At 31.9% G+C, this 26179-nt stretch carries 30 protein-coding genes; 16 read left to right on the top strand and 14 right to left on the bottom strand.

All coding sequences use genetic code 11. The features are described from left to right. Positions 1 to 54 precede the first annotated feature (54 nt). A complete protein-coding gene (locus tag RC62_RS07365) occupies positions 55 to 462 on the top strand; it encodes a hypothetical protein (protein WP_055094074.1) in 408 nt (135 codons plus the stop codon). Between the two features lie 154 nt (positions 463 to 616). On the opposite strand, the gene RC62_RS07360 is transcribed toward RC62_RS07365, so the two are convergent. The 3 genes from RC62_RS07360 to RC62_RS07350 form a co-directional block, all read right to left on the bottom strand. Beyond that, positions 617 to 1612, bottom strand: a complete 996-nt coding sequence (locus RC62_RS07360; RefSeq protein ID WP_055094072.1) for an NAD(P)H-dependent glycerol-3-phosphate dehydrogenase — start codon at positions 1610 to 1612, stop codon at positions 617 to 619. Between the two features lie 447 nt (positions 1613 to 2059). Then, entirely contained in the window at positions 2060 to 3217 is a 1158-nt protein-coding gene (locus RC62_RS07355) for an iron-containing alcohol dehydrogenase (protein WP_055094071.1), read from the bottom strand. A 160-nt stretch (positions 3218 to 3377) separates the two neighbouring features. Further along, entirely contained in the window at positions 3378 to 4142 is a 765-nt protein-coding gene (locus tag RC62_RS07350; protein ID WP_209435095.1) for a type 1 glutamine amidotransferase domain-containing protein, read from the bottom strand. Between the two features lie 85 nt (positions 4143 to 4227). Here RC62_RS07350 and RC62_RS07345 point away from each other — a divergent pair, with 85 nt between their 5' ends. The 14 genes from RC62_RS07345 to RC62_RS07280 all read left to right on the top strand — a co-directional run bounded on the left by RC62_RS07345 (position 4228) and on the right by RC62_RS07280 (position 15657). Further along, positions 4228 to 5133: a LysR family transcriptional regulator gene (locus RC62_RS07345; RefSeq protein ID WP_055094069.1), complete on the top strand. Its 906-nt coding sequence runs from the start codon at positions 4228 to 4230 to the stop codon at positions 5131 to 5133. A gap of 115 nt (positions 5134 to 5248) precedes the next feature. After that, positions 5249 to 5941, top strand: coding sequence for an NUDIX hydrolase (locus tag RC62_RS07340; protein ID WP_055094067.1), 693 nt, complete (start codon positions 5249 to 5251; stop codon positions 5939 to 5941). Positions 5942 to 6015: 74 nt separating this feature from the next. Beyond that, positions 6016 to 6849, top strand: a complete 834-nt coding sequence (prs, locus tag RC62_RS07335; RefSeq protein WP_055094065.1) for a ribose-phosphate diphosphokinase — start codon at positions 6016 to 6018, stop codon at positions 6847 to 6849. Between the two features lie 70 nt (positions 6850 to 6919). Next, positions 6920 to 7255 (top strand): hypothetical protein, encoded by a 336-nt coding sequence (locus RC62_RS07330; RefSeq protein WP_031455095.1) that lies wholly within the window; start codon positions 6920 to 6922, stop codon positions 7253 to 7255. A 2-nt stretch (positions 7256 to 7257) separates the two neighbouring features. Then, positions 7258 to 8127 carry a hypothetical protein gene (locus RC62_RS07325; RefSeq protein WP_055094063.1) on the top strand — a complete coding sequence of 290 codons (870 nt, stop codon included), beginning with the start codon at positions 7258 to 7260 and terminating at the stop codon, positions 8125 to 8127. A gap of 33 nt (positions 8128 to 8160) precedes the next feature. Continuing rightward, positions 8161 to 9243 (top strand): adenylosuccinate synthetase, encoded by a 1083-nt coding sequence (locus RC62_RS07320; RefSeq protein WP_055094061.1) that lies wholly within the window; start codon positions 8161 to 8163, stop codon positions 9241 to 9243. A gap of 8 nt (positions 9244 to 9251) precedes the next feature. After that, positions 9252 to 9779, top strand: coding sequence for an NADAR family protein (locus tag RC62_RS07315; RefSeq protein WP_055094059.1), 528 nt, complete (start codon positions 9252 to 9254; stop codon positions 9777 to 9779). Between the two features lie 7 nt (positions 9780 to 9786). Next, entirely contained in the window at positions 9787 to 10302 is a 516-nt protein-coding gene (locus RC62_RS07310; protein ID WP_055094057.1) for an O-acetyl-ADP-ribose deacetylase, read from the top strand. A 78-nt stretch (positions 10303 to 10380) separates the two neighbouring features. Beyond that, positions 10381 to 11025: a DUF4291 domain-containing protein gene (locus tag RC62_RS07305; RefSeq protein ID WP_055094055.1), complete on the top strand. Its 645-nt coding sequence runs from the start codon at positions 10381 to 10383 to the stop codon at positions 11023 to 11025. Then, positions 11022 to 11570, top strand: coding sequence for an RNA 2'-phosphotransferase (locus tag RC62_RS07300; RefSeq protein ID WP_055094053.1), 549 nt, complete (start codon positions 11022 to 11024; stop codon positions 11568 to 11570). Before RC62_RS07305 ends, RC62_RS07300 begins: the two co-directional genes overlap by 4 nt. 45 nt (positions 11571 to 11615) lie before the next feature. Next, positions 11616 to 12458 carry an ADP-ribosylglycohydrolase family protein gene (locus tag RC62_RS07295; RefSeq protein WP_055094051.1) on the top strand — a complete coding sequence of 281 codons (843 nt, stop codon included), beginning with the start codon at positions 11616 to 11618 and terminating at the stop codon, positions 12456 to 12458. A 51-nt stretch (positions 12459 to 12509) separates the two neighbouring features. After that, positions 12510 to 13241: a metallophosphoesterase family protein gene (locus RC62_RS07290; protein WP_055094050.1), complete on the top strand. Its 732-nt coding sequence runs from the start codon at positions 12510 to 12512 to the stop codon at positions 13239 to 13241. A 2-nt stretch (positions 13242 to 13243) separates the two neighbouring features. Then, a complete protein-coding gene (locus RC62_RS07285; protein ID WP_055094048.1) occupies positions 13244 to 14182 on the top strand; it encodes an ADP-ribosylglycohydrolase family protein in 939 nt (312 codons plus the stop codon). 5 nt (positions 14183 to 14187) lie between these two features. Then, a complete protein-coding gene (locus tag RC62_RS07280) occupies positions 14188 to 15657 on the top strand; it encodes a nicotinate phosphoribosyltransferase (RefSeq protein ID WP_055094046.1) in 1470 nt (489 codons plus the stop codon). Between the two features lie 222 nt (positions 15658 to 15879). Here the strand turns inward: RC62_RS07280 and RC62_RS07275 are convergent, their stop codons facing one another. From RC62_RS07275 to RC62_RS07250, 6 genes are all read right to left on the bottom strand, one after another. Further along, complete coding sequence (locus RC62_RS07275) at positions 15880 to 16584, bottom strand: hypothetical protein (protein ID WP_055094044.1); 705 nt, start codon at positions 16582 to 16584, stop codon at positions 15880 to 15882. Then, positions 16585 to 17166 (bottom strand): nicotinate (nicotinamide) nucleotide adenylyltransferase, encoded by a 582-nt coding sequence (nadD, locus tag RC62_RS07270; RefSeq protein WP_055094042.1) that lies wholly within the window; start codon positions 17164 to 17166, stop codon positions 16585 to 16587. It lies immediately after the preceding gene. 86 nt (positions 17167 to 17252) lie between these two features. Next, on the bottom strand, positions 17253 to 17675 hold the full coding sequence (locus RC62_RS07265) for a DoxX family protein (protein WP_055094039.1): 423 nt from the start codon (positions 17673 to 17675) through the stop codon (positions 17253 to 17255). A 74-nt stretch (positions 17676 to 17749) separates the two neighbouring features. Beyond that, positions 17750 to 18325 carry a guanylate kinase gene (gene gmk / locus RC62_RS07260; protein WP_055094037.1) on the bottom strand — a complete coding sequence of 192 codons (576 nt, stop codon included), beginning with the start codon at positions 18323 to 18325 and terminating at the stop codon, positions 17750 to 17752. Positions 18326 to 18416: 91 nt separating this feature from the next. Next, positions 18417 to 19277, bottom strand: a complete 861-nt coding sequence (locus RC62_RS07255; protein WP_055094035.1) for a YicC/YloC family endoribonuclease — start codon at positions 19275 to 19277, stop codon at positions 18417 to 18419. Between the two features lie 312 nt (positions 19278 to 19589). Further along, the gene (locus tag RC62_RS07250) at positions 19590 to 19943 is read right to left on the bottom strand and encodes an arsenate reductase family protein (protein WP_055094033.1); all 354 of its coding nucleotides are present in this window, start codon (positions 19941 to 19943) and stop codon (positions 19590 to 19592) included. Between the two features lie 78 nt (positions 19944 to 20021). On the opposite strand from RC62_RS07250, the gene RC62_RS07245 reads away from it, so the two are divergent. Next, positions 20022 to 20477, top strand: a complete 456-nt coding sequence (locus tag RC62_RS07245) for a DinB family protein (protein WP_055094031.1) — start codon at positions 20022 to 20024, stop codon at positions 20475 to 20477. 81 nt (positions 20478 to 20558) lie between these two features. On the opposite strand, the gene RC62_RS07240 is transcribed toward RC62_RS07245, so the two are convergent. The 5 genes from RC62_RS07240 to RC62_RS07220 form a co-directional block, all read right to left on the bottom strand. Beyond that, positions 20559 to 21419 carry a thiopeptide-type bacteriocin biosynthesis protein gene (locus RC62_RS07240; RefSeq protein WP_055094029.1) on the bottom strand — a complete coding sequence of 287 codons (861 nt, stop codon included), beginning with the start codon at positions 21417 to 21419 and terminating at the stop codon, positions 20559 to 20561. A gap of 5 nt (positions 21420 to 21424) precedes the next feature. Then, positions 21425 to 23656, bottom strand: a complete 2232-nt coding sequence (locus RC62_RS07235) for a lantibiotic dehydratase family protein (RefSeq protein ID WP_055094027.1) — start codon at positions 23654 to 23656, stop codon at positions 21425 to 21427. A gap of 68 nt (positions 23657 to 23724) precedes the next feature. Beyond that, entirely contained in the window at positions 23725 to 24882 is a 1158-nt protein-coding gene (locus RC62_RS07230) for a lanthionine synthetase LanC family protein (protein WP_055094026.1), read from the bottom strand. A gap of 73 nt (positions 24883 to 24955) precedes the next feature. Continuing rightward, positions 24956 to 25246, bottom strand: coding sequence for a hypothetical protein (locus RC62_RS07225; protein WP_055094024.1), 291 nt, complete (start codon positions 25244 to 25246; stop codon positions 24956 to 24958). A gap of 48 nt (positions 25247 to 25294) precedes the next feature. After that, positions 25295 to 26041 carry a nucleotidyltransferase domain-containing protein gene (locus tag RC62_RS07220; protein WP_055094023.1) on the bottom strand — a complete coding sequence of 249 codons (747 nt, stop codon included), beginning with the start codon at positions 26039 to 26041 and terminating at the stop codon, positions 25295 to 25297. Positions 26042 to 26179: the final 138 nt, after the last annotated feature.

Genomic DNA, 26179 nt, shown 5'->3' with positions numbered 1-26179 from the left:
ATGACTTTATGACTTTCGACTTTATGACTTTCGATTTTTAAACTTTTGATAAATATGAAAGCAGATATAACAATCCCCGAAGTAGAAAACGTATTTCTTGCCGCTGTTCAGGAATGGAGCGACGATTTTATGGAAAAAGTCTGGTACGCTTATCTTGTAAACGACAGCGATTTTAATTTAGACAGTGTAATGGTAGTTTCTAAAGCATTTGGAACTATTGATGGCGAAATGAAAAAAACATCAGTTCTTCGTCATGCATTTGTTGAAGTTCCAGCTGTTTCGGTAGTAAAAATAGAAATGATCGAAAAGAGTTTGTTGGTTTTAAACAATGAATTCATGGTAACATTCTTCATTGGAAACACTTTATACGATAAGAAATTCATTTTTAAATCAAATCTAATCAACGAAAATAAAACAGAAGAAGTGCCTATTTTGTTTGTTGAAGGTGTGATGGTGAAGTAAGATGCTAGATTTGTAGATGCAAGAAATAGAAGCAAGAAAATAGAATAAAGAAAAAAGAGTCAAGACGAAATTTAATTAGTCTTGGCTCTTTTTTTATTCTCAAAGTATAGAAGTCTATTTTCTTTACTCTTGGTTGTATTTTCTAAAAAAAACTTTAATCCAGAGACTCGGTAAGTTTTTTAAAGACAGTTTTCGCGTCTTTTCCTTCGTATAAAATGGCATAAACAGCATCAATAATTGGAGTCTTTGCTCCATAACCCTGATTTAATTTGTAAGCACTTTTTGTAGCATAATAACCTTCGGCAACCATACTCATTTCCATCATCGCACTTTTTACAGTGTAACCTTTTCCTATCATATTCCCAAACATTCTGTTTCTGGAGAATACGGAATATCCTGTAACCAATAAATCGCCTAAGTAAGCCGAATCATTAATGTTACGTTTCATTTTGTGTACTTTTTTAATGAATTTTTTCATCTCGCGAATTCCGTTACTCATCATAACCGACTGGAAATTATCTCCGTAACCTAAACCGTGAGCAATTCCGGCAGCAATGGCATAAATGTTTTTAAGCATTGCAGCATATTCAGTACCAATAATATCATCAGAAATTTTTGCTTTGATGTAATTTCCTGATAATGTTTTAGCAACAACCTTGGCTTTGTCTGGATCGCCACAAGCAATTGTCAAGTACGAAAGTCTTTCTAATGCTACTTCTTCAGCATGACAAGGACCAGTAATAACACCAATGTTATAATACGGAATGTCATATTGAATATGAAAATGTTCTCCAACAATTAAACTCGTCTCAGGAACAATTCCTTTGATCGCTGAAAAAATAATTTTATTGCTCAAAGAAACCGTTAAGTTTTTTAATTCAGCATCTAAGAAAGCAGATGGAATTGCAAAAATTACATAATCGGCATATTCAATTGCTTCGTTTATATTATTAGTCAGTTTAAGTTTATTGGTGTCAAATTCAACAGAACTTAAATAATTTGGATTGTGCTTATATTTCTGAATGTGCTCTATCGCAGCATCATTACGCATATACCAGGCAATTTCTGAAAGATTCACGCATAACATCTTTGCAATTGCCGTTGCCCAGCTTCCTCCTCCAATTACCGCAAATTTTAAATTTTCGCTCATTATTTTAATAATTTAAAACAAAAGTACTTAATAATGTAGTAATAATACAAAATCTCATTTAAGAAAATTTGTAAAATGAACTTTAAGGTTCTTGTAAAGCATTAAAAAGAAATAGATAAATGCAACTTATTAAGTTTCATATAATATAACACATCAAAAAAGATCTTTTTATAAAGAAATAAATGAATTAAAAATAATATACTTAAAAATGTTCCCGAATAAAAAAAAATAAGAAATATTTTATACTAAACACAATAAAAATAAAAACTCAACGTTATAAGTGATTATAAATTAGAATTTTAATGAGTTTAGCAAAAATTGAGTTAGTTAGTTTTGTTTTAGTATTGTAAAAAGGCGTTCCTAAAAATTAAGAACGCCTTTTTTTTTAGTTTTCAGTTTACCGTCACAGTTTTCAGTTTCAACTGCGACTAAATACTGCGACTGTGACTAATAGCTAAGCTCGACAATCGATTTTACTTTATCTAAAGTTATTAATTGTTTTTCTCCTAAGCCTTTCCATCCTCTCTTATCGAAACGATTTACTATAAAATCAGCTGTTTTACTATAATCTTCTATATATTGAGAAAGTTTGGTATCCATTCCCATTGTATGGAAAAACGCAACAGTTTTATCGATGGCACCTTTCGCTACTTCATCATCAGAACCTGTTAAGTTGAAGATTCGGCGACCGTATTGTGCTAGTTTTTCTTTTTTAGTATCAAACATTACCTCGTATAAACTTGGTCCTATAATTGCCAAAGTTCTCGCGTGATCAATGCCGTATAAAGCTGTTAATTCATGACCAATCATATGTGTTGCCCAGTCAGACGGAACTCCTTTTTGAATCAATCCGTTTAGCGCCATCGTACAGCTCCACATAAAGTTAGAAGCCAAAGCATAATCTGTTGGGTTTTCAACCACTTTTGGACCAACTTCGATTAAAGTTTGTAAAATTCCCTCAGCAATTCGATCTTGTAAATACCCTTCGTGCGGATACGTTAAATATTGCTCCATTACGTGTGTATAAGCATCTACAACACCATTTTGCAATTGTCTTTTTGGTAAAGATGCAATTACAGTTGGATCACAAATTGAGAATTTCGGAAACATCGCACTTCCGCCAAACGCCAGTTTTTCCTGAGTTTCTGTAATCGTAACTACAGCTCCGGAATTCATTTCACTTCCTGTTGCAGGCAAAGTCAAAACAGTTCCAAAAGGCATTGCATTTTCTTTAATCAACAAACGTTTTTGCAAAATATCAATCGGATTTCCGTCAAAATGAACCGCCGCCGAAATAAATTTTACTCCATCGATAACAGATCCGCCGCCAACAGCCAGAATAAAATCGATCTTTTCTTTTTTGATCACTTCAACCGCTTTCATCAACGTTTCGAAATGAGGATTTGGTTCAATTCCGCCAAATTCAACAATTTCAAAACCTTTTAAATTTTTGATTACCTGTTCATGAATTCCATTATTAAAGATACTTCCGCCACCATAAGCCAAAAGAATTTTTGCGTCTTTTGGAACTAAAGTTGAAAGTTTTTCAATCTGTCCTTTTCCGAAAATTAAATTCGTCGGATTATATAATTCGAAGTTTAGCATTTTTTTTAAAGTTTCTGAGATACTAAGTTGCTAAGGTTCTAAGTTTTTGATCCTAGCAACTTGATATCTTTTTATTAATATTCATTGTGATACTAAGTTTTTAAGTTTTCTTTAAAGATATTCCAATCTTAGTAACTTAGAAGCTTAGCAACTTAGAACCTTATTTAGTTAATTTTTCCAATAATTTTCCAGCTACTAATTTAGATGAAGCCGGATTTTGTCCTGTAATTAAAAGTCCGTCTTCAACAGAATAAGGTGCCCAATTTGGTCCTTTTGAGAATTTAGCACCATTTTGAGTCAAAGCATCTTCTAATAAAAATGGAACAACTTTAGTTAAACCTACAGCTTCTTCCTCTTCATTTGTAAAACCGGTTACTTTTTTATCTTTTACTAAAAATTCACCGTTTACTTTCACGTTTTTCAAAACTGCCGGAGCATGACAAACAAAAGCTACGGGTTTTTTATGTGTATAAAAAGATTCAATTAAAGCAATTGAATTTTTGTCTTCGACTAAATCCCAAAGTGGTCCGTGACCACCGGGATAGAAAACTGCATCGTAATCTTTTTGATTAATAGTCGATAGTTTATGTGTGTGCTTTAATTTTTCCTGTAATGTTTTATCAGCATCAAAGCGTTTAGTATCTTCTGTTGCAGATGCCGGATCAGCACTTTTTGGATCAATTGGCGGTTGACCTCCAAGCGGGGTCGCAATTGTGATTTCTACTCCCTGATCTAATAATTCATAATAAGGTGCAGCAAGTTCTTCTGACCAAAATCCTGTTTTTTCTCCTGTATTGCCCAGTTTATCGTTACTGGTCACAACAAATAACACTTTTTTCATACTTTTTTTATTTGTTTTTTGAGCTATAGCCGTTGTGCTAAAAGCTGTTAATGTTATAATCGCGAGTAATGCTATCTTTTTCATAAGTTTAAATTTTTATCAAATTTACGGCTTAAGTGATATTTGTAAAAATAAAATAAACTATGTTTGTTATAAATAAATTTATGTCATGGTAAATCTCGAATGGTACAGAACATTTAAAGCGGTTTATAAAAACGGAAATTTTTCTATCGCTGCAAAAGAGTTATTTATGAGTCAGCCTGCAGTTAGCCAGCAAATATCTATGCTGGAAGCTCATGTTGGAAACAAATTGTTTAACCGAAAGTCAAAGGGCGTAGAACCAACGGAATACGCTAAGTTACTGAATAATTTGATAATAGATGCGCTCGACAGACTCGAAAGTGTCGAAGCCGGTTTTCGGGCTAAAGCAGAAGATGCCAACAGATTAATTTCTGTGGGAATTTCAAAACATCTTTTTAATTGTGTGGGTGATCTTTTAATTTCTAAGTTTGATTTAATTGATTTTACTTTTGCAGAAAATGATGAACTTTTTGCTTTGGTCGATGCTAAAAAACTTGACTTTGCCATTACCACAAAAAGGTTTGATACTTTTGATACTACTTATGAAATTGTTGGAAAAATTAAACTAATAATGGTTGCGCCAACAAGTTTAGACATAACAGAATTTCGTCAGAAATTAAAAGCAGATAATTACACTGAAATAGAACAATGGCTCAACAGTCAAAAATGGTACAGTCATGACGCACGAATTCCGCACATAAAATTGTTCTGGCTTCATGCTTTTAATAAAAAAAGGCCATCTATGGTTCCTAATTATATCATTCCTTCAGAATCTGACATGCTGAGGCTCTTATCCAAAAATGAAGGAGTTGCCATAACCTGGAATTGTAATGCGAGAAATTATATTAAAGAAAATAAATTGCAGTTATTATGGAATAGTTTTCACGTTCCGGAAGAATTTGTGTATTTATTAGCACCAAAAAATAATAATTTAAATTCGTTTTTTGATATTGTTGCTAAAGAATTGAAATTGTTTTTTGGTAATAGATTATAAATTGTTTTTAGCCAAAAAATCTTTTTTTGGCGACGAATTCTACGAATTGACACTAATTTTTGCTGATCAATTAAATTTTAATTAGTGCAATTCGTGACAAATCCTTTTTTAAATTATGGAAAATTTACAAAATATTAGAATTGCAGTTGATGCCATTGTTTTTGGTTACAAGAACAACAATTTGTATGTGCTTTTAATTGAGCAGAAATTTGGCTCCGCAGATAAATATTGGGCATTACCAGGCGGATTAGTAAAAAACGATGAATCTTTGAGCGATGCAGTAATTAGAGAATTGCACGAAGAAACGAATGTCCAGCTCACTTTTATGGAACAATTATATACGTTTGGAGATGATATTTACAGGGATTCCAGAAACCGCGTAATTTCTGTAGCATATTATGCTTTAGTAGATGCTTCGAATCTTGAAATTAAAGCAGATACTGATGCAGAAAAAGTACAATGGTTTAAAATTGATGAAATTCCGGCTTTGGCTTTCGATCATAATTTAATTCTTAAAAGTGCCATTGCAAGATTAAAATCAAAACTGACTTATGAGCCAATTGGTTTCGACTTGCTTCCTGAGGAATTTTTGTTTTCGGATCTTGAAAACCTTTATTGTACGATTCTTGAAAAGGAAATTGACCGACGAAATTTTAGAAAAAAAATACTCAGTTATGGATTTTTAGATCAAACTGAACATTTTTCGCCTATAAAAAGTGGTCGTCCGGCAAAACTTTTTAAGTTTAATGACTTGAAATATAATGAGTTAATTAAAAAAGGCTTTCACTTTGAAATAAAGTTTGCGTAATTTTTACACAAAATAAATTGTTTATTAAATAATTAAATCTATATTTGCGTATAATTAACGCAAACTACAACGCTATGATACTTAACCTAGACCCAAAATTCTCTCCTTTTGATAATCAGGAAGAAATCAAATTTCAAAGTTTTACATTTTCTGGAGGAGAACCTCACATTAAAATCAATCCTGATTTTGATCACAATCAGAAGATAACCATCACACACCGTTTAAATTCATTCAATGATTTAGGATTATTATGCATCACGGTAGATGCTTTACGAAGAATGGATGTTAAAGTAATCGATTTGTTTATTCCGTATTTCCCGGCAGCAAGACAAGATCGTGTGATGATTAAAGGAGAATCATTATCTGTAAAAGTTTACGCTGATATCATTAACGGACTTCAGTTAAATAAAGTTTTTGTTTTTGATGCACATTCTGAAGTTACTCCGGCACTGGTAAACAATTGCGAAGTGATTCCAAATCATACTTTTATTCAACAAGTTTTAAAAGTAATTGGTGAAAACGTAAAATTAATTTCTCCTGATGGTGGTGCTCTTAAAAAAATCTATAAAGTTTCTGAGTTTTTAGGTGGAGTTGATGTTGTAGAATGCAGCAAAAGCCGTGATGTTAAAACCGGAAAATTATCTGGTTTTAAAGTATACGAAGATGATCTAAACGGAATAGATTGCTTAATTGTAGATGATATTTGTGATGGTGGGGGAACTTTTGTAGGATTAGCGGAAGAACTAAAAAAGAAAAATGCCGGAAAATTATACTTAGCCGTAAGTCACGGAATTTTCAATAAAGGTTTTGAAGTTCTAAACTGCTTTGATAAAATATTCACTACAAATTCAGTTAAAGATTTTGAAGGAGAAAGTGTTCAGGTAATAAAATTAGATCAATTGGTCTAAAATAAGTTTCACGTTTGAGAACTTGAAACCTGAAACAAAACACACACTATTAACAATAAACCAAAAAATTATGAGTGATGATTTAAAACCAAGATTTATTGAGTCTTTAAAAAGAAACAATGATCAGATTAGAGAAGACAGAGCCAAAACAATTGGTGAGGATTCTGAATTAATTTACAGACGCCGGGTTGAAGATATTGAACTGAAAATAAAAAGATTAGAAAGAGAACAAGAAGGACTTATTGATATTAGTCCGCTGGATAAAAACAGTTTGACTTTTGCTGATTTTCAACCGGAAGCATTTGTGCAAAAAGATATGGAATTGTCACTGACAATTAGAAATTTAAACATTCAGTTTGAAGTGACAAAAAAAAGATTCGAATATTTATTTGGTAAAACATTTTAGTTATGGGAGGTACAAGATATGACTTAGGCGCTCGCGATAGCAGAGCAAAAAAAGCAGGATACGGATTTAAATCTGCAGGTGAGATTTTTATTCAGAATCAAATAGGAATGGCACATGAATCGATGAATCCGAACGGAATTACATTTCGAGAGGCCAGAGATTCAGAAGTTCACCCAAATACAGTTCCAATTATTTTAGGATTGGACGTTACAGGAAGTATGGGACATATTCCGCATGAATTGATAAAAGAGGGACTTCCAAAATTAATGGGAGGAATTATTCAGGGAGGAGTTGCGGATCCGGCACTTTTGTTCTTAGGAATTGGAGATCATGAATGTGATAGATTTCCGTTGCAAGTTGGGCAATTTGAATCTGGTGATGAAGAACTCGATATGTGGTTAACCAGAACTTATATTGAAAGCGGAGGAGGAGGAAATGCAGGTGAAAGTTATCTTTTGGCCTGGTATTTTGCCGCTTTTCATACCAAAACTGATGCTTTCGAAAAAAGAGGTCAAAAAGGATTGTTGTTTACCGTTGGTGACGAACCTAATTTGCCAACACTTCCTGCATCAGCAATAAAAGAAATTATGGGTTCAGGACAGCAAACATATACGCATCTTGAATTATTGAAAGAAGCACAAAAAAGTTACGAAGTTTATCATATCAGTGTGTTGCATTCTGATCAGGCAGTAAGGGCAAATGTAGCCTGGAAAGAATTACTGGGACAAAATTGTTTGTCTATCGAAGATCATAAAGAAATCCCGAATGTAATCAAGAAAATCATTTGCGATAAACATAAAAGTTCAGGATTAGGTTTAGGAACCATTCCGCTTGACGGATTAGATAATATAGATAATATAGAAATGCTATAAATGTTTCTATATGTTTAAATAATATTTTACAAAATGAAAACAGCACAAATAGTTATAGGTTTAGGATTTGGTGATGAAGGAAAAGGGATTACAACAGATTTTCTGGCGAAGCAAAATCCTGAATCTATAGTTATTCGGTTTTCAGGAGGGCAACAAGCGGCACATACCGTAATGATTGGTGATAAAAAACACGTTCATTCAAGTTTTGCGAGCGGAGCACTTCGCGGTTTGCCGTCTTATTATAGTGAACATTGCACTGTTCATCCGGTTTTTTTATACAACGAAAGAAAAGTGCTGGAAGAACTGGGAGGAAATATTGAACTTCATATTCATCCTTTGGCAAAAATAACGACGCCATTTGATGTTTGGCAAAACCGAAATAATGTAAGGAATCTGGATCACGGAACTTGTGGTAAAGGAGTTGGAGCCACAATGAAACGCAATGAAGGGCAATACAAATTATATGCAATAGACTTGATTGCGCCTCGCCAAATGCTTTTAGAAAAACTGGAAAAGATTGCCTACTACTATGGTTTTCTAAATGAAAGTGAAATCGACGATGAAGTAAATCATTTTCTTGAAATTGTTGATGAAATAAATTGGAATATTAGTGATTACAGCTTTTTAGAAAAATATTCGAATCTTATTTTCGAAGGAAGCCAGGGAATTTTACTTGACATGGATCATGGGGTTTTCCCGAATGTTACTTATGCCAATACAACATCAAAAAATGCCTTTGAAATTTGCAAGAACTTGAAAATTACAGCTATCGAAATGTATTATGTTACCAGAAGTTATTCTACCCGACATGGTAGTGGATGGATGAGTAATGAACGCGAATTAAAATTAAAAAATAACGAAGAAGAAACCTGTGTTTATAACGATTTTCAGAAAGAATTGCGAACAGGCGATTTAGATTACGATCTTTTGAATTATAGTTTAAAGCTGGATGCAGCATATAGTCCGGATGCTCAAAGAAATCTGGTTCTAACCTGTATGGATCAGATCGAAGTGGATTATAAATTTGAAAAGTTAACTACTCAGTTTGCTGAAATATATGGATCATTTTCGCCTGATTCTAAAGGTTTTAAACAGCTGACTTCTTTGTTTCAATAAGAGAAAAAATGAAATATAATATAGAAAACATAGCCGCAGAAAGTAAATTTTTATTTTTCTGGGGACATCAACCCAATAAAGACGGGAGCATTTCTAAAACCTGCTTTAGTCAATGGTGGTTAAGTTCTTTCGAAGTTGATAAAGTGATTTATAAAACAGCTGAACACTGGATGATGGCCAAGAAAGCCGAATTGTTTAAAGATGATAAAATTTTGGAGAAAATACTTCAGGCTAAATCTCCTGCTGAAGCCAAAAAGTTTGGAAGAGAAGTAAAGAATTATAATGAAACCCTTTGGTTAGCCGCAAGATTTGACATTGTGAAAGAAGGGAATTATCATAAATTCAGTCAGAATCCGGAGCTAAAAACTTTTTTACTAAACACACAAGACAGGGTTATAGTAGAAGCAAGTCCGGTCGATGCCATTTGGGGAATAGGAATGGCGGGTGATCACAAAGATATTCTCAATCCTGCCAAATGGAAAGGTTTGAATTTGTTAGGTTTTGCTTTAATGGAAGTTAGGGATGAATTGAAATAAATTAATTATGAAATTAGAAATCCTTAAAGGTGATATAACCGAAATTCAAGTCGATGCGATTGTTAACGCAGCCAATACTTCTTTGCTTGGCGGAGGAGGTGTTGATGGTGCTATTCATAGAAAAGGAGGAAAAGCTATTTTAGACGAATGCATCCAGATTCGAAATAAACAAGGCGGGTGTAAAGTTGGTGAAGCTGTGATTACAACAGCTGGAAATTTACCATCAAAATATGTAATTCACACCGTTGGTCCGGTTTGGGATGGTGATAAACAAGAAAAAAAGAATTTACTATCATCTTGTTATCAAAACAGTTTAAAACTGGCTGTACATAACAATATTAAAACAATTGCTTTTCCAGGTATTAGTACGGGAATTTACAGATTTCCTAAAGATAAAGCAGCGAAAATTGCTATAGAAGCAGTTCGAAATTTTGAAAGAATTTCGGAAATTGATAAAGTAGTATTTATTTGTTTTGATGATGAGAGTTATGAAATATATAGTGGTTTATTAGAAAATAAATAATAATAGAATCAGATTATTTGAATTGTGTCTGATTGAATTAAATAAAACGCATAATGAAGATATTGTGTAGAAAATAAAATGAAAATAGAATTAAAAAAATATGATGAGCAAATAACAGCATGGCCAAAATCAGGTTATCACATTATGGCTCAATATGATGATGAAGAAATAATAGTGTATCAATCATACCGAAAAGATATAGGTGAATTTGCAGTAAAAAATCAGTTTTTTGGAGGAGAATTTAGCCTTACGAGAATGACCTGGATTAAACCCAATTTTCTTTGGATGATGTACAGAAACGGATGGGGAACTAAAGAAGGACAAGAAGTGGTGTTGGCAATTCACCTTAAAATCTCGGCATTCAATAAGTATTTGCAAAATGCCGTTTATTCTTCTTATGATGCTTCGCTTGAAATAAGTCATGAAGAATGGCAAGAACAAGTAAAAACATCATCAGTAAGATTACAATGGGATCCTGATCACGATCCGTACGGAAACAAATTAGAACGAAGAGCCATTCAGATTGGTTTAAGAGATGACTTTATAAAATCTTTTGCGAAAGAAGATATTATGTTAATCGAAGATATTTCGGAATTTGTAAAAGAACAATATTCGTTTGTTCAGAACCAGCAATTAGAAAAATTAGTAGTTCCTGCTGAAAAGCCATTCGTTTTTAAGGATGAAGAACTGAATAAAAAATTAAAAATTTCAGAGAAATCATGAATGAAAAAATAGCAAAAACAGTGAGTAAATTTCTAAGTTTAGTACTTAGGCATTCTCCGGAAAAAATAGGATTAAAATTAGATGAAAATGGCTGGGCAGATGTAGATGAATTAATTTTAAAATGCTCTAAAAAAGGACAGAAACTAGACGCTGTTCTTTTGGATTATGTGGTAGAAAACAATGATAAAAAACGTTTCGCCTTTAATGAAGATAAAACAAAAATAAGAGCAAGTCAGGGACATTCGATTTCTGTTGAATTGAATTTGAACGAAACAGAACCTTCAGAGCTTTTATATCACGGAACTGTTGCAAAATTTTTGGATAATATTAAAAAAGAAGGTTTGCAAAAAATGAGCCGTCAACATGTTCATCTTTCCAAAGATCTGGAAACGGCCACAAAAGTAGGAGGAAGAAGAGGGATTCCCCATATTCTCACCGTAAGAAGTGGTGCAATGCACAGAGACGGATTTAAATTTTATTTGTCTGAAAATAATGTTTGGTTAACAAATGAGGTTCCGGCGAAGTATATTGAGTTTAAATCGTAAGGAGGACTAAAATCTATTCAAAATTAATAAGTAAAAATAACAGTTATGATACTAGAAGCAGCAATAGGCGATGCATATGGAGCAGGTTTTGAATTTCGCGATTTAGATTTTATTTCTCAAAACAATAATTTGACTGAGTATCATAAACACGGTCTTTATACTGAAATTTACAAACGATATACGGATGATACTCAAATGGCAATCGCAATTTCAGAATTGTTGTTAGAAGATGATAATTGGAACGAGATTAAGGTTGCCGATAAATTTGTAGAAGTATTTCACAGAGATAAAAGAAGAGGATATTCAGACAGGGTTTACAATGCTTTAGACGCCAGTGCAAATGGATCTGATTTTATTAAAATAATTAATAATGGCAGTAACGGAAATGGTTCTGCAATGCGGGCGTATTCTATTGGGTATCTAAAAAACATAGATCAATTGCTTGAGTTTTGCGAAATTCAGGCAAAAACTTCTCATCATACGATTGAAGGAATTAGTTGTGCAAAACGTATCGCCTTGGCAGTTCATTATTTTAAATATAATTTAGGAGATGGATCGACTTTGATCTCGTTTTTGAATGAAACTTTAAAAGAGAATGAAACCTACAAAATTACTTCTCCAATTGACATGCACGGATACCCAACAACACAATCTGTGATCAAAATTGTTTCAGAAGCGACTTCTATGAGCGATTGCCTCAAAACCAGTATAGATTATGGTGGAGATACAGATACAGTTGCGGCTCTTTGCATGGCAATTTTAAGTCATAAAGAAAACTGTGATAAGGTGTTGCCAGCATTTTTATATGAAGGTTTAGAGAATGATAAATTTGGAAAAGATTTTCTAGTCAAGCTGGATTTGAACTTGGATAATAAGTTTAAACATTAATTAATCGATACTATTTAGTTCCGCAACTTAACGCAAAAAGATATTTTTATTATGAAAAGAACTTTAGTTATTGGAGATATTCACGGCGGATTAAAAGCTTTGGATCAATTGCTGGATAGAGTTGAGGTAACAGAAAATGACAGGTTTGTTTTTTTAGGAGATTATGTCGATGGCTGGGGAGAATCAGCACAAGTAATTGACTTTCTGATTTTATTATCCCAAAAACAGGAATGCATTTTTATAAGAGGTAATCATGATGTTTGGTGTCACGAATGGCTGGAAAATAATGTAATTAATGATATTTGGTTTTTTCACGGAGGAAAATCAACTATAGAAAGTTACCAAAACATAGATTTCATGCGTAAAGAAAAGCATCTTGAATTTTTCTCTAATATGAAAGATTATTATGTAGATGAACATAATAATTTGTTTATTCACGCCGGTTTTTCATCGATGCACGGTCCAGAGAAAGAACATTATACAACAAATTTTTCATGGGACAGAACACTTTGGGAAATGGCTTTGACAATGGATAAAAGAATACAAAAAGATTCACTTTTATATCCTAAAAGATTATTACTCTTTAATGAAATTTACATTGGTCATACACCAACACTTCATTATAATGTTGAGATTCCAATGCAAGGGTGCAATGTCTGGAATATCGATACCGGCGCAGGTTTTTATGGAAAACTAACTTGCCTTGTTATAGCAACAAAAGAATTCTGGCAAAGTGATGTAGTACAATCTTTTTATCCAACAGAAAAAGGAAGAAATAAATAGAGATGAAAAACAAAATAGAATCAGGTTTATTTGGTATGGCAATTGGTGATGCTCTGGGAGTTCCTGTGGAGTTTAAATCAAGAATTTCTTTAAAAGAAAACCCTGTTACTGATATGATGGGTTATATGAGTTGGAATCAGCCACCGGGAACTTTTAGTGACGATAGTTCGTTGGCTTTTTGTACTGCCGAAAGTTTATGCAAAGGTTTTGATATCCAAGATATGGCCGTAACTTTTGTAAAGTGGATGCAGGAAGGATATTGGGGAGCGCATCACAAAGTATTTGATATAGGAGGAACTACAAAGCATTCGTTAGCCAGAATAGTAAAAGGTGATTCTGCCAGAGATTCCGGTAATTTTTTTGATGAAGATAATGGCAATGGTTCTTTGATGAGAATATTACCTTTAGTTTTTTATCTTCAAAATGAAAAAGATATCGAGGTTGTTTATAAAAAAGTAAAAGCAGTTTCCTCTATAACTCATGCTCATTTTCGGTCAGTATTTGCTTGTTTTATCTATGTTATTTTTTGTTTGGAAATTTTAAAAGAGAAAAATAAAAAAGAAGCATACACAGAAACACAAAATATTCTAGCAGAATTTTTGAAAGACAAAGAGTATAATCCAAAGGAAATTCATTTATTTGATAGAATTTTACAAAATGATATCTCTAAATATCCTGAAAACGAAATTGGATCATCAGGTTATGTTTTGCATAGTTTGGAAGCCAGTTTCTGGTGTTTTTTAAATTCTGAAACATATGAAGAAACAGTTTTAAAAGCTGTTAATTTAGGAGGAGATACAGATACAACTGCCGCGATTGCCGGAGGTTTGGCAGGTATTTATTATGGAATCGAAAATATTCCTGAAAAATGGATTGAAAATTTGGTTAGGGCCAATGATATAAAAGATTTAGCAGAACGATTATCAAAAAATATAAATTAAAGTATATGAACCCATTATTATTAACAGACGGTTACAAAGTTGACCACAGAAGACAATACCCGGATAAAACTACATTAGTATATTCAAACTGGACACCCAGAAAATCAAGAATTGAAGGGCTTGATGAGGTGGTATTTTTTGGATTACAATATTTTATCAAAAAATATATCATTCATGATTTTGATACTGACTTCTTTAAAAAACCAAAAGAAGAAGTCGTTAGAAAATATGCTCGAAGAATCAATAATTATTTAGGAGAAAACCAGGTTGGAACAAAACATATCGAAGATTTACATGATTTAGGATATATTCCAATGGTTTTTAAGGCCCTTCCGGAAGGATCAAGCGTGCCTTTGAGAGTACCAATGTTTACGATGTATAATACGATTCCTGAATTTTTCTGGTTGACGAATTATTTCGAGACTTTACTTTCTGCTGTAGTTTGGCTGCCTTGTAACTCTGCAACTCTTGCAAGAGAATACAGAAAAGTATTAGACAAATATGCAGATGAAACATCATCTGTTCCTGAATTTGTAGATTGGCAAGCTCATGATTTTTCGATGAGAGGAATGGGCGGAATAGAAGCAGCAATAACTTCTGCTGCAGGACATTTGTTGAGTTTTACAGGTTCAGATACTATTCCGGTAATTGATTTCTTCGAAGATTATTACAACGCGAATTCTGATACTGAATTGATTGCGGGTTCAGTTGCTGCAACAGAGCATTCTGTGATGTGTATGGGAACTACTGAAGGAGAATGTGAAACATTCAAAAGATTGGTTACAGAGGTATATCCAAAAGGAATTGTATCTATCGTTTCTGATACCTGGGATTTATGGAAAGTTTTAACCGATTATTTACCTCGTTTAAAAGAAGATATTGTTGCCAGAGAAGGTAAAGTAGTGATTCGTCCTGATAGTGGTGATCCGGTTGATATTATCTGCGGTAATCCAAACGGTAAAACTCAAGAAGAGAAGAAAGGTGTAATTGAGCTGCTTTGGGATGTTTTTGGAGGTACAACGAATGCAAAAGGATATAAAGAGCTTGTTCCTCAAATTGGGGCTATTTACGGCGATAGTATTACGGTAGCAAGAGCAACTCAAATTTGCGAAAGATTAAAAGAAAAAGGATTTGCTTCTACAAACGTTGTTTTAGGAATTGGTTCTTTTACGTATCAATACAATACCAGAGATACTTTTGGTTTTGCCATGAAAGCGACTTACGGAGAAGTAGATGGAGAAGGAAGAGCAATTTTTAAAGATCCTATCACAGATGACGGAACTAAAAAATCGGCTAAAGGATTAATGAAAATTGACCTAATCGATGGTGTATACCATTTAACGGATAATGTTTCGTGGGAAGAAGAAAAACAAGGCGAATTGAAAGAAGTTTTCAGAGACGGAAAACTTTTGGTTGATCTGTCTTTAACTGATATCAGATCACGAGTTAAGAGTTCAATAAATGTTGAAGCATAACAATTCAACTACCAGTTGAATTGATGTAAGTCCCAGAGGGGCGATATATTTATAGTATTTTAGGATTGTTATAAGAAAACCCCATCGGGGTGGTATATTTTAGACAATCAAATATGAGAAAACATATCGCTCCGCTGGAGCTGTTTCTGAAATAAATTATATTAAAAACAAAAGCCTGAATTTTTAAATTCAGGCTTTTGTTTGTTTGTTATTATCCATTTTTTAGCAGCAATATTTTGCTCTCAATTCTTTTGCTTCAGTATCAGAATCGTATCCAATTAATAGCAATCCTTCTGTACATTCTATCCTTTTTTCTTTGATCAATTTTGCAATAAAAAGTTCGAATTTCATGTATGAGCGGTATTCTTTATTTATTAAATTTAGATATTTTCTTTGATATGGGATTTTTTCATTTGTAATAATATTCAATAAAGCTGATTGCAATTCATCAATATGTCTTTCTGAATCTAATTTAAAATTTCTGGATATTTTTTGATCTTCATAATCGAAAGAAATTAAGTTATGTACTCCGTTACTATACATTGGACCGGACCTTGTGTTTTCATTTCTTTGACCTGAATAAGAGTTTCCGTATAAAATTAAATTTTCTATTTTGTTGTATTGATATTCTACGGAATCAATAAATGCGTAATCTTCTTTAAAAGAAATACTCCCTTCAAAGTATCCATTCAAATTTTCATATTCATTTAATCTAATGCCACCAGCAATGAAATAAGTTATTACAGGAATTATAAGTAAGCAATAGGCATATTTTGAAATATCGTATCCAAATGAAGTTTCTATAAACTGAAGCAATAAAACATATGAAATAATTGCAGTTAAAGAATAGTAGGTTAGCTTTTCAGACAAAGTAAAGTCAAATCGTCTGGATTTCTTTGGATAAAAAATCGAAGCAGAGAAAGGCATTTACTTTTTATAAAAATTATTATGATCAATATATTCCCAAACTTTTGCAGGCAATAATGGTTGAATATTTTTCCCTTCCTTAATACTGTTTCTAATAAAAGTTGAAGAAATCTCTACAATTGGAGCATCGATAACATGAACTTTTGGATGCGATTTTAATTCAATATTTTCCTCCTCTTCAGAAATACGTGGATATACATAAATATCATAGTGATCGAGAATCACTTCGTAGTTCTTCCATTTATGAAGCGTTTTCAGATTGTCTTCGCCCATGATTAATGAAAAGTCATGCGTTGGATACTTTTCGTGTAAATGAACTAAAGTATTTACGGTATAATTAGGCTGAGGTAATTTGAATTCGATATCCGAAGGTTTAATTTTAGGATAATCTTCGGTAGCAAGATAAACCATTTGCAAACGTTGATGATCGTCAAGCAAGGTTGCCTTCTTTTTTAACGGATTATGTGGCGTAACTACCATCCAAATTTGATCTAAATCGGCAAATTCAGCCATATGATTGGCAATAATTAAGTGGCCAACATGAATGGGATTATACGTTCCGAAATAAAGGCCTATCTTCATAAAAGGTTTTTTTTCATAATTCAAATAGCAATCATTATAGTGTTATTTTTACTTTTGAATTATTCTGTAATATTAAAAAATAGTTTTTAAAAACGATTTTTTTTTGAAATCAAATAATCAACAGAAAATTTGCCGCTTCCGGTAACAAGAAGAAGTAAATAAAATAAAAGATATAAAATTGCCATTTCTTTAACATCGATTGGGTCAGCTCCGTGTATAATAAATACAGCGACAAGCATTGTAATTATTAAGGGTAAAGTTGCCAATCTGGTTGCTAAACCAATGAAAAGAAAAAACGAACATATTATTTCAGCAAAAACGGCAAGACTTAAGGAAGCTGTTTTTCCTACTCCAAGTGGATCAGGAAATTGAATTTCACCTCCTGATATAAGCATATTCAATTTAGATAAACCATGTGAAATCATTAATGTTGCAATTGATATTCTAATTACAAGAAGAATAATACTCAGGTAGTTCTCGTTTCTTTTTATTTCAAATAAATTAATCATAATACAAAAATTAATAGCGGTTACATCAAAAGCTAACGGCTCTTTTTCTAAAAAAGTATTGATTTATGAAGTTTCTAGTCTTTATTTACAAAAGCTTTTACCAATTGATACGCTTCTTCCTTAGCTGTGTCTAAATCATAATTTTTTATAATGGTATCAAACTGAGGGGCAGTTGCCAACTCTACAGAAGCTTTTGCAATTCGCATATTGATCTTATCGTCACTTTCAGTAGAGCGTTCTTTTAATCTGCGTTTCAATTCATCTACACTTGGCGGTTTTACAAAAACTGCCAAAGTCTGATCCGGAAATTTATGTTTGATACGCAATCCGCCTGCAACATCAATATCAAAAATCACGTTTTTGCCTAAAGCCCAAATGCGTTCAATTTCGGCTTTTAGAGTACCGTAAAAGTTATCGCGATAAACTTCTTCCCATTCCAGGAAATTCTCGGCCTTAATGTGTTTTTTGAATTCTTCTAACGAAATAAAATAATAATCTTTTCCGTGTTCTTCTTCTCCGCGTGGGTCGCGTGAAGCCGCTGAGATCGAAAATTCTAAGTTTAAATCTTCTTTCCCAAGTAAATGTCTTACTATAGTTGTTTTTCCCGATCCCGAAGGCGCTGAGAAAACAATTAATTTTCCTTTGTTCATTAATATATGCTTTAGGCTTTAGGCAGTACGCTTTAAGCTCCTTACTTTATGTTTTTTTTGCTTAAAGCCTATTGCTTAAAGCTTATTGCGTTTACAAAACATTCAAAACCTGTTCCTTAATCTTTTCCAATTCATCTTTCATCATCACAACCAATTTTTGCATTTGGGCGTGATTCGATTTTGAACCCATTGTATTGATCTCGCGACCCATTTCCTGAGTAATAAAACCTAATTTACGACCATTAGCTTCAGTACCTTTTATGGTTTCTAAGAAATAATCTAGATGATTTGTCAAACGAACTTTTTCCTCAGTAATATCCAGTTTTTCCAAATAATAAATCAATTCCTGTTCGAAACGATTTTCATCAACATTCACCTTCAATTCTGAGATTGCTGTTTGCAAACGATCTTTAATAGCCTGAACACGTTCCGGATCAAGAGCCAAAGCATCGTTCATGTATTGGCGAATATTTCCAATTCTTAAGTTAAATTCTTTCTCAAGAGATTCCCCTTCATCTTTTCTAAAAGTCAGGATATTTTGTAAAGCTTCCTCAATGATCACCTGAATTTGCTCCCAGTCATTTTCGTCGATTTCCTCACGCTCCGTTTTTAGCGTGTCAGGCATACGAACTGCCATTTTCATTAATTCAGTTTCATCGGCATCAGGATAAACTTCTCTTAGCTGAGCGATGTAATTTTTTACAACAGGAACATTTACTTTAGTCGAAGTTTGTTCAGAAGTACTTTCGATGTAAATCCCGAAATCAATCTTTCCTCTTTCCAGTTTTGTAGAGATTTGAGTTCTCAGACCTAATTCCATTTCGCGATAAAGCGACGGCATTCTTACGTTTAGATCTAAACCTTTACTATTTAAGGATTTTACTTCAACGGTAATTTTTTTTGTAGGCAATTGCAAAGAAGCTTTGCCAAACCCTGTCATAGATTGTATCATATAATTGAGTATAAAGGCGCAAAGATAAATAAAACTTTGCAGTCTTGGGTTGTAAATAACTAATCTGTTAAAACCGTTATTAGATTAAGATTTTTTCGCCACGAATTTCACGAATTGGCATTAATTTGAAACTTTTTAATTCGTGCAAATTCGTGAAATTTGTAGCTAACTTTTTAGAACAAGAATTTTAATTTGGGCGTTGCCTCCGGCCGGGCTATTCGTTACAATCTTTTTCGAGCAGAAAAAGCTCAAAAAAGGATTTCCGCTTCTATCCCTAACGCAACCCGCAATCCATTATAACTTTAATTCTTTTTATTTTTCTAAAGCCTTCTGAACCTGCAATGTTACAGGTTGAGTGTTTCCAATGTAAATTTTCTCGTCAATAATAAAAACCGGACGGCTTATAAAAGTGTAATGTTCCAGGATGTATTTTTTATAATCAGCTTCAGTCAAAGACTTGTTTTTTAGATCCATTGACTTATATAGTTGTGCTTTTTTACTGAATAAAGCTTCATAGCTTCCTGCAAGTTGGTACATTTCTTCAAGTTCTGCTTCAGTTATCGGATTTTGTTTAATGTCGTGAAAAACTAGATTGTTATCCTTTGGTAAACTTTTAATAATTTTTCGACAGGTATCGCAAGAGGCTAAATAGTATATTTTGTTCATGTTTTTTAAATTTAAGAGATTACAAAGAAAATTCATTTAAAACTGAAAAATGCCTAATTTTAGAAAAAAAATAAAATTATGAATTCAGTTTTTGAAGTACAAAAAACCATTAGAGAAGTTCTTGTGAAGATCTTGGATAATCATTCATTAGAACAGCTAAATAAAATCCCTCAGGGCTTTAATAATAATATTATTTGGAATGCTGCACATTGCGTTGCAGTTCAACAAGCTTTAGTTTATAAATTGTCAGGTTTGCCAACAATGGTTTCTAAAGAGTTTATAGTAAAATATTCAAAAGGAGCAAAGCCGGAAGGCGATGTTTCGCAAGAAGAGGTAGATGAAGTTAAAGCATTACTCTCTACGACTTTGCAGCAGACAAAACAAGACTATTCTGATGCTATATTTGTAAATTTTCAGGAGTATACAACCAGCTTAGGAAATACAATTAGTGACATAAACGGAGCATTGGAATTTAATAATTATCATGAAGGACTTCATACTGGTGTAATTATGAGTATTAGAAAATTTGTTTAATATTATTAGTATTAGGTTTAGTATAACACCAGTTTTTAAGCTGATGTTTTTATCTACAACGTGTATTATCTAATATTGATCTTATAGACCTCTGCTAATTTTAGATTTGTAAAATTTCCATAGAACATCATAACATACTAATTCATGAATTCGATTATTAGAATAGTACAATCTATTTAGTGACATATGTACAAAGCTTGAAATTAAATAAGTAACTTTATTTTCTGGTGTTGATTCCTGTTTTGCAACTTTTAAAATTTCGTCTATATTCTGTTTTATTGCAGTATTTGTTATAGCATTATTTGTATCTAATAATTGCTGATAGATTGATTCTTTATGTTTGTTGTAGACTTTTTCAATTTGTTTTTTATTGTCTTTGTTAATGTCAAATTCTTTGTAAAAGGAATCTCTAAGTCTTTGCATAAAACTTAATTTTTGAGAATCAGTTAGTCTAAAATGACTCAGATAAAAATCAATTAGTTTTAAACTAAATATAGGTTTAGACTCTGAAACAATATCGGTTTCTTCGCTTTTTGAAGTTGATAGAAAATTAATTATTTCAACACTATCATTAAAAAAAACTTCTTCCGCTAGTTCCATCGTATTTGAACCATAACGTTCAATTTCTCTATCGTAACAATCTATTTGTAGCGACCAAACAGATTTGGACTCAATATACTCTTGCAATAGATTATTGAATTCATGTATTACATGTCCAATGTTTTTTTTATCAGTAAGTTCAAGTCGGAATCTGATGTGATAATTCGGGTCTGTATATCTGATAAAAAACCATTTTTTAATGTAATTTTCTCTGATAAGCTTTTCTGTAAAAGGCTTAATGATTTCAGTTAATAAAACATCAGATACTTTGTAGCCACAATATATCTTAAAGTATAGCCAATCGTCGCCAGGGAAAAAGCGACTTTTTATTTTTTCAACCATTATAATTAGTTTGTGTGGTTTTTATAAATTGAAATGATTACCTGATTGGTAAAATCACTTTCTCCTCTTTTTACTATTTGATTTTCATCAGAGAAGAGAAATTCTTCAAAGATGATTGCCTCTTTTTTCGAAATGAGATCCAACATCATGGCAAATGATGTGCTATTTTCAAAATCAACTAAGAGCTGGTGATCTCCCTCGACTATATTTATATAACGTGGAATTTTCCACTCTTCTCTAAAAGCTTGTATATTATTCTTTAGTTGGTCAAAAGGAACTTTTTTAAAGAATAATGAAATGTCTTGTTGGGTAAAAGTCCAACTTGCTTTTTTTAATATGATATTTTTATATTCTATTCGCGGTATATGTTTAAATATTTTTGTGAGACTATTTATTTCCAGACGCATTCCATTTCTTTTGCCTTGTGTTTGTAAATCACATAAGAAATGATATATCGGAGTGCTATTGTTGTTGAAATTGTGAGCGTTTATTAATCTAGGAACGACTTTTTTGTTTTTAGATACGGAACGAAGGACAATTTCTCCTAAATGATTAACTGATACGGCTAAATCGCTAACGGGGATTTGATTGCTAAATTTTTGAATTGATTTTGCAAGGTATGGTATTTCATAATCGTAAAACTTTGATCTTGAAGAGACATTTCCAATTCTTGCTTCAGGTAAGTGGCCAATGTCAGCTAGAATAACATTTTCGCTGTTTTTTTTATCAGCTTCAGTTATTTGTTTACAAAAGTGATCAATCTCATCATCAGCTAATGAAAATCTTCCAAATAGATTTGCACCAGTAGAATTTCCACCTGCGTTTAATAGTATTTTTTGTTTGCCATCTTTAATTACAAACTCGGTAAGGAATGACATTGTTTCAGGCAGATCGTCCCATTTGTTATTAAGATGAGGTAGCTCATCTTTATCTATAATGATACTTTGGCTGTCTTTTTTATATGACTTCAAGATTTTTTCATGCAAGAGCAAGTCAAGTTTATTTAACCGAAGGTCATTATTTGTATTTTTTTTATTTAATAAAATTTGATTTATAAAAGAATCATCGGGAAGAATGTTATGATATGGATTTTCCGTGTATAAAATTCCCGAATCTGAATCTAAAGCTATTGATAATGGTACTTCTGATTCTCCGAATTTTTCAATAAATTTTTTCTTAAAATTGTTCAAGAAATAGTTCTCCATGTAAGGAGATAGTTGATTTAAGATAATAATCCCTTCTCTGATATCTTTTATCGCTTTTTTATCCAATGTATTTGTCTGGACTGCGATTTTTAAATCCGTTTGAAATAGAAATTTTGTATCAAATCTCGTATTGAGCTCCTCTAAAAGTGCTGTTATTTCATTATAACTAGAGATTTGACTTTCAATTTTTATATCTAATTTTTCAATCTTCTCTGCAACATCTTCAATTATATTCTTTATTTCATCGATATCTTCGATCTTAGATATTATTTGTCGTAAATGAGTGAAATAATCCAATCCCACAACTAGCGGTTCTAATTCGCTTACTAGTAATTGATTTTCTATTATTTGATTTATATAATCTAAAGCTTCATGATATTCTACATCGGTATATTTTGCAATCAGTTTATTTGCAATTTCAGTAATTAAATAGCCTTCTTTAGAAAAATCAAGTAAAAAATCCAGTACTTCTGTTTTTTCGACGGAAACAATTTCATGACTTCTTTTTAATCCATAATATTTATATTCAATATATCTAAGTTCATTATGGTATGAATATATAGTTGAGTTAGCGTAGAAACGAACGCTATTCTTAATTTTTTCGTTTTTAATTAAGTTGTTAGTTAGAGAAACTAAATAAAACATATCGAGTTTTGTGTACTTTCTATGCTCAGTATTGTTGCTTACTAAAATATTATTTTCATCTGCAAATGAACCTATTGAATATCCGGCGTAAAGTCCGAAAGGCGTGCACCTTGAAGACATACGAGTTAAATATTTGAGAAGTGAGGTTTTTAATTTTTCTGTTTTTTTGAGATCTTCTAGCTCTCCATCCAGCCATTTTTTCAAAATAACATATAAGTTTGGAGATGCCACATAAATGGCTTCTTGTATTAAACTTTCACTGAATTTTTTCTTGAAAGTGGAATCATCATCTTTTATTTCGTCTAAAAATGAAAATAAATCAGATATGGGATATAAAGGTGTTCTTAGGACGTAGTTGGAAAATAATTTATAAGGGAAATGGTTCATTGTTTTATTGCTTAAGGAATTTAAAAGTGGTTGTAAAAACTAATTTTGCTTGTTTTTTTAATTGATTTTTACAAAAACAAGCATTCGCCCCAGTTTAGTTTTTTCGAATCTATATGGTCTAATAATGAAAGTCCAATGCCCGATAGCCCATTTAAAATGGTCAAATCTGAATCATTATTTATCGTAAGGTTTTTTATCCCAAGATCCAGCCAGTAATTGCTTGCTTTAAGGAAATTTTCGTTTTGTGTAATTTTATATGCATCTGAGAAAATTTTGTACGCTCCAAAATAGCCGTGGCAGAGACAGTCTAATTTTAAAGATGTTTTATCTAATGAAGATCTTTGTGACGCATGTTCTAAGATTTCGATCCCGGTTAGTTTATAATTTTCATTATGATTGTAACGGACAGCTGTATTTAATAGATTAATACCAATACCAAGATCCCCGGAACACCAGCTAAGAGCACTCTCATATTTTACAACTCCTTTTTTGCTCAAAAAATTCGGAAAAAGAGATATGTCTGAATTTTTATCATTCTTGTACTTTAATAAATAGGTGATATATTGATCAGATAATAATTGTGCTTCTGAATTGAATTTCGGGATTGTGGAGATTTTATTGAGAATGAATATAATATTCGAAATTCCATGAGCTGAGCCAAAAAATACATTGTTTTCAAAACCCATTTTGATAATGTATTTTTTTAAACCATTTGGATATAACTCAATTTCCGGAAGTAATTCTGATAAATAGTTTAATAGAAGTGTGACTGATTTTTCAATTTTTTCTAAGTTTTCAGAGTTGGTCAAACTATTATAGCGATCAATTGAATAATTTAAATACCCAATCGTACCATGAAAAAAATCAAAATTGTTGTCTTTTATTGAAAAATCTATCCATTCATGATTATAGTCGTCGATCTCATAAAGAACTTCATTATTACTATCATCTATAAAATTTTCTTTTATTAGATAGTTTATTACCCAGGCAAAACCGACTATTCCGTTACAGTAAGTTGGTTTTGAATATCCTTCATTAATTTTTAGAATGCATTTTTCTAAAATAGCACTACCAATCGTAGTTTCTTTATTAAATACTCGCGAATAATGAAAATTAAATAAAGCAATACCGGACAGACCAGCTAAAACTCCAATTTCGTTTGTTTTTTGAAAGCTAGAACTTATTTGATCATTGATTAAATGAATCTTTGACTCTATGAAATCCATAAATAGAATGTGTTGAATAAAAAATCCAAAACTGCTAAGTTTTGGATTTTTATCTAATTATTAAAGGAAATAATTATGATAGTTTGGTCATGCAAGTCCCACCTTCAGATACGATACAGCTGGTATAAGATGAAGTGTCATTCCATCCCCCTCCAATTGTTATGATATCAACACCTCCGGTAGAAGTTGTGCCACTTGGTCCGCTTGTATCAGTTGGATTAGTAGTTGGCTCAAGTGTACTAGTAAAAGATGGTACTTCGCCTCCACCTTTTAGATTTTGCAATTCATCATTTTGAAGTGGTCTAAGATTAAGATTATCAAGTTTTGAAATCGTAATTTTAGTTAATTTAAGATTAGTTTTCATGAATTTAACATTTTTTAGTGTATAGTATTACAAATATATTCGATAGTATTATTCTTGCCAAGAAAAGGTGTGGTTTTTTATGTTAAATCTTATGACTTTATCTTGTAGAAAATCAAACATTTTAGAAAGATTATGTTTGTTGATTTTTCCTGGTGAAATGCAGTTTTGCCAAAGTATTACAAACTCTTCATCAGGAAATTTACTCCAATTACATTTGTCTCTGAATAAATCATTTGTAAATAGTTTTTCAGTTTTTAAATCTGAAACTATTTCAAAATTTAAAAAATGAGAATAGAAATTCAAGCTTATTTTCATAAACAACATATAGGTGTAGATAAAATAAGGAGAGTCTTCTTCCAGAGTTTCTAAGTAACTTTTGTAGTTATATAAAAGATATATATTTGATTTTAGAGATTCATCATCAATATCTCTTTTGGTAAAGTCACTTCCCTGATAATGGTGGGCAAGTTTTTGTAATTCAGAAAGGATACCGTCTTTTTCAAGGATAATTTTACCCATAGAGATTGTAGTTGCTTCAAATCTACTATTTCTGGAGAATTCTCTTTTTAATATATTTTCTATAATAGTATGACTCCTTACTAAATATGAAATTTTGAATCCATCGATTTCTGTTAAACCTTTAGTTGTTTTAAAGCCTTCATTAACGAATATTCGAATATCAATATCCGAAGTTTTATGGTTCATCTCAATTGCATGACTTCCGGTTAAAAGTATTCCAACAACATCGCTATTATTACGCCAACTTTCTAAAAATTTATCAAGAGCTTCTTCCATTTACTTATATAGATATACTACTACTAAAGTAAAATAAAATTTTAAAAAGTAAAATAAAAAAATAGAATATTTTCTTACTATTTGCAGGTGTGGTAAAAGTAGTTGAATATTGAATTATTCTTTTAATTTTAAAATTTG

The sequence above is a fragment of the Flavobacterium aquidurense genome (assembly GCF_001404985.1).
Classification (GTDB): domain Bacteria; phylum Bacteroidota; class Bacteroidia; order Flavobacteriales; family Flavobacteriaceae; genus Flavobacterium; species Flavobacterium aquidurense_B.
The sequence above is the reverse complement of the archived record's forward strand: the minus strand, read 5'-3'. Positions and strand labels throughout refer to the sequence as shown.

Coding starts and splice junctions, on each gene's coding strand:
- RC62_RS07365 (WP_055094074.1), top strand. CDS start 55: ATGAAAGCAGATATAACAATCCCCGAAGTAGAAAACGTATTTCTTGCC.
- RC62_RS07360 (WP_055094072.1), bottom strand. CDS start 1,612: ATGAGCGAAAATTTAAAATTTGCGGTAATTGGAGGAGGAAGCTGGGCA.
- RC62_RS07355 (WP_055094071.1), bottom strand. CDS start 3,217: ATGCTAAACTTCGAATTATATAATCCGACGAATTTAATTTTCGGAAAA.
- RC62_RS07350 (WP_209435095.1), bottom strand. CDS start 4,142: ATGAAAAAGATAGCATTACTCGCGATTATAACATTAACAGCTTTTAGC.
- RC62_RS07345 (WP_055094069.1), top strand. CDS start 4,228: ATGGTAAATCTCGAATGGTACAGAACATTTAAAGCGGTTTATAAAAAC.
- RC62_RS07340 (WP_055094067.1), top strand. CDS start 5,249: ATGGAAAATTTACAAAATATTAGAATTGCAGTTGATGCCATTGTTTTT.
- prs (WP_055094065.1), top strand. CDS start 6,016: ATGATACTTAACCTAGACCCAAAATTCTCTCCTTTTGATAATCAGGAA.
- RC62_RS07330 (WP_031455095.1), top strand. CDS start 6,920: ATGAGTGATGATTTAAAACCAAGATTTATTGAGTCTTTAAAAAGAAAC.
- RC62_RS07325 (WP_055094063.1), top strand. CDS start 7,258: ATGGGAGGTACAAGATATGACTTAGGCGCTCGCGATAGCAGAGCAAAA.
- RC62_RS07320 (WP_055094061.1), top strand. CDS start 8,161: ATGAAAACAGCACAAATAGTTATAGGTTTAGGATTTGGTGATGAAGGA.
- RC62_RS07315 (WP_055094059.1), top strand. CDS start 9,252: ATGAAATATAATATAGAAAACATAGCCGCAGAAAGTAAATTTTTATTT.
- RC62_RS07310 (WP_055094057.1), top strand. CDS start 9,787: ATGAAATTAGAAATCCTTAAAGGTGATATAACCGAAATTCAAGTCGAT.
- RC62_RS07305 (WP_055094055.1), top strand. CDS start 10,381: ATGAAAATAGAATTAAAAAAATATGATGAGCAAATAACAGCATGGCCA.
- RC62_RS07300 (WP_055094053.1), top strand. CDS start 11,022: ATGAATGAAAAAATAGCAAAAACAGTGAGTAAATTTCTAAGTTTAGTA.
- RC62_RS07295 (WP_055094051.1), top strand. CDS start 11,616: ATGATACTAGAAGCAGCAATAGGCGATGCATATGGAGCAGGTTTTGAA.
- RC62_RS07290 (WP_055094050.1), top strand. CDS start 12,510: ATGAAAAGAACTTTAGTTATTGGAGATATTCACGGCGGATTAAAAGCT.
- RC62_RS07285 (WP_055094048.1), top strand. CDS start 13,244: ATGAAAAACAAAATAGAATCAGGTTTATTTGGTATGGCAATTGGTGAT.
- RC62_RS07280 (WP_055094046.1), top strand. CDS start 14,188: ATGAACCCATTATTATTAACAGACGGTTACAAAGTTGACCACAGAAGA.
- RC62_RS07275 (WP_055094044.1), bottom strand. CDS start 16,584: ATGCCTTTCTCTGCTTCGATTTTTTATCCAAAGAAATCCAGACGATTT.
- nadD (WP_055094042.1), bottom strand. CDS start 17,166: ATGAAGATAGGCCTTTATTTCGGAACGTATAATCCCATTCATGTTGGC.
- RC62_RS07265 (WP_055094039.1), bottom strand. CDS start 17,675: ATGATTAATTTATTTGAAATAAAAAGAAACGAGAACTACCTGAGTATT.
- gmk (WP_055094037.1), bottom strand. CDS start 18,325: ATGAACAAAGGAAAATTAATTGTTTTCTCAGCGCCTTCGGGATCGGGA.
- RC62_RS07255 (WP_055094035.1), bottom strand. CDS start 19,277: ATGATACAATCTATGACAGGGTTTGGCAAAGCTTCTTTGCAATTGCCT.
- RC62_RS07250 (WP_055094033.1), bottom strand. CDS start 19,943: ATGAACAAAATATACTATTTAGCCTCTTGCGATACCTGTCGAAAAATT.
- RC62_RS07245 (WP_055094031.1), top strand. CDS start 20,022: ATGAATTCAGTTTTTGAAGTACAAAAAACCATTAGAGAAGTTCTTGTG.
- RC62_RS07240 (WP_055094029.1), bottom strand. CDS start 21,419: ATGGTTGAAAAAATAAAAAGTCGCTTTTTCCCTGGCGACGATTGGCTA.
- RC62_RS07235 (WP_055094027.1), bottom strand. CDS start 23,656: ATGAACCATTTCCCTTATAAATTATTTTCCAACTACGTCCTAAGAACA.
- RC62_RS07230 (WP_055094026.1), bottom strand. CDS start 24,882: ATGGATTTCATAGAGTCAAAGATTCATTTAATCAATGATCAAATAAGT.
- RC62_RS07225 (WP_055094024.1), bottom strand. CDS start 25,246: ATGAAAACTAATCTTAAATTAACTAAAATTACGATTTCAAAACTTGAT.
- RC62_RS07220 (WP_055094023.1), bottom strand. CDS start 26,041: ATGGAAGAAGCTCTTGATAAATTTTTAGAAAGTTGGCGTAATAATAGC.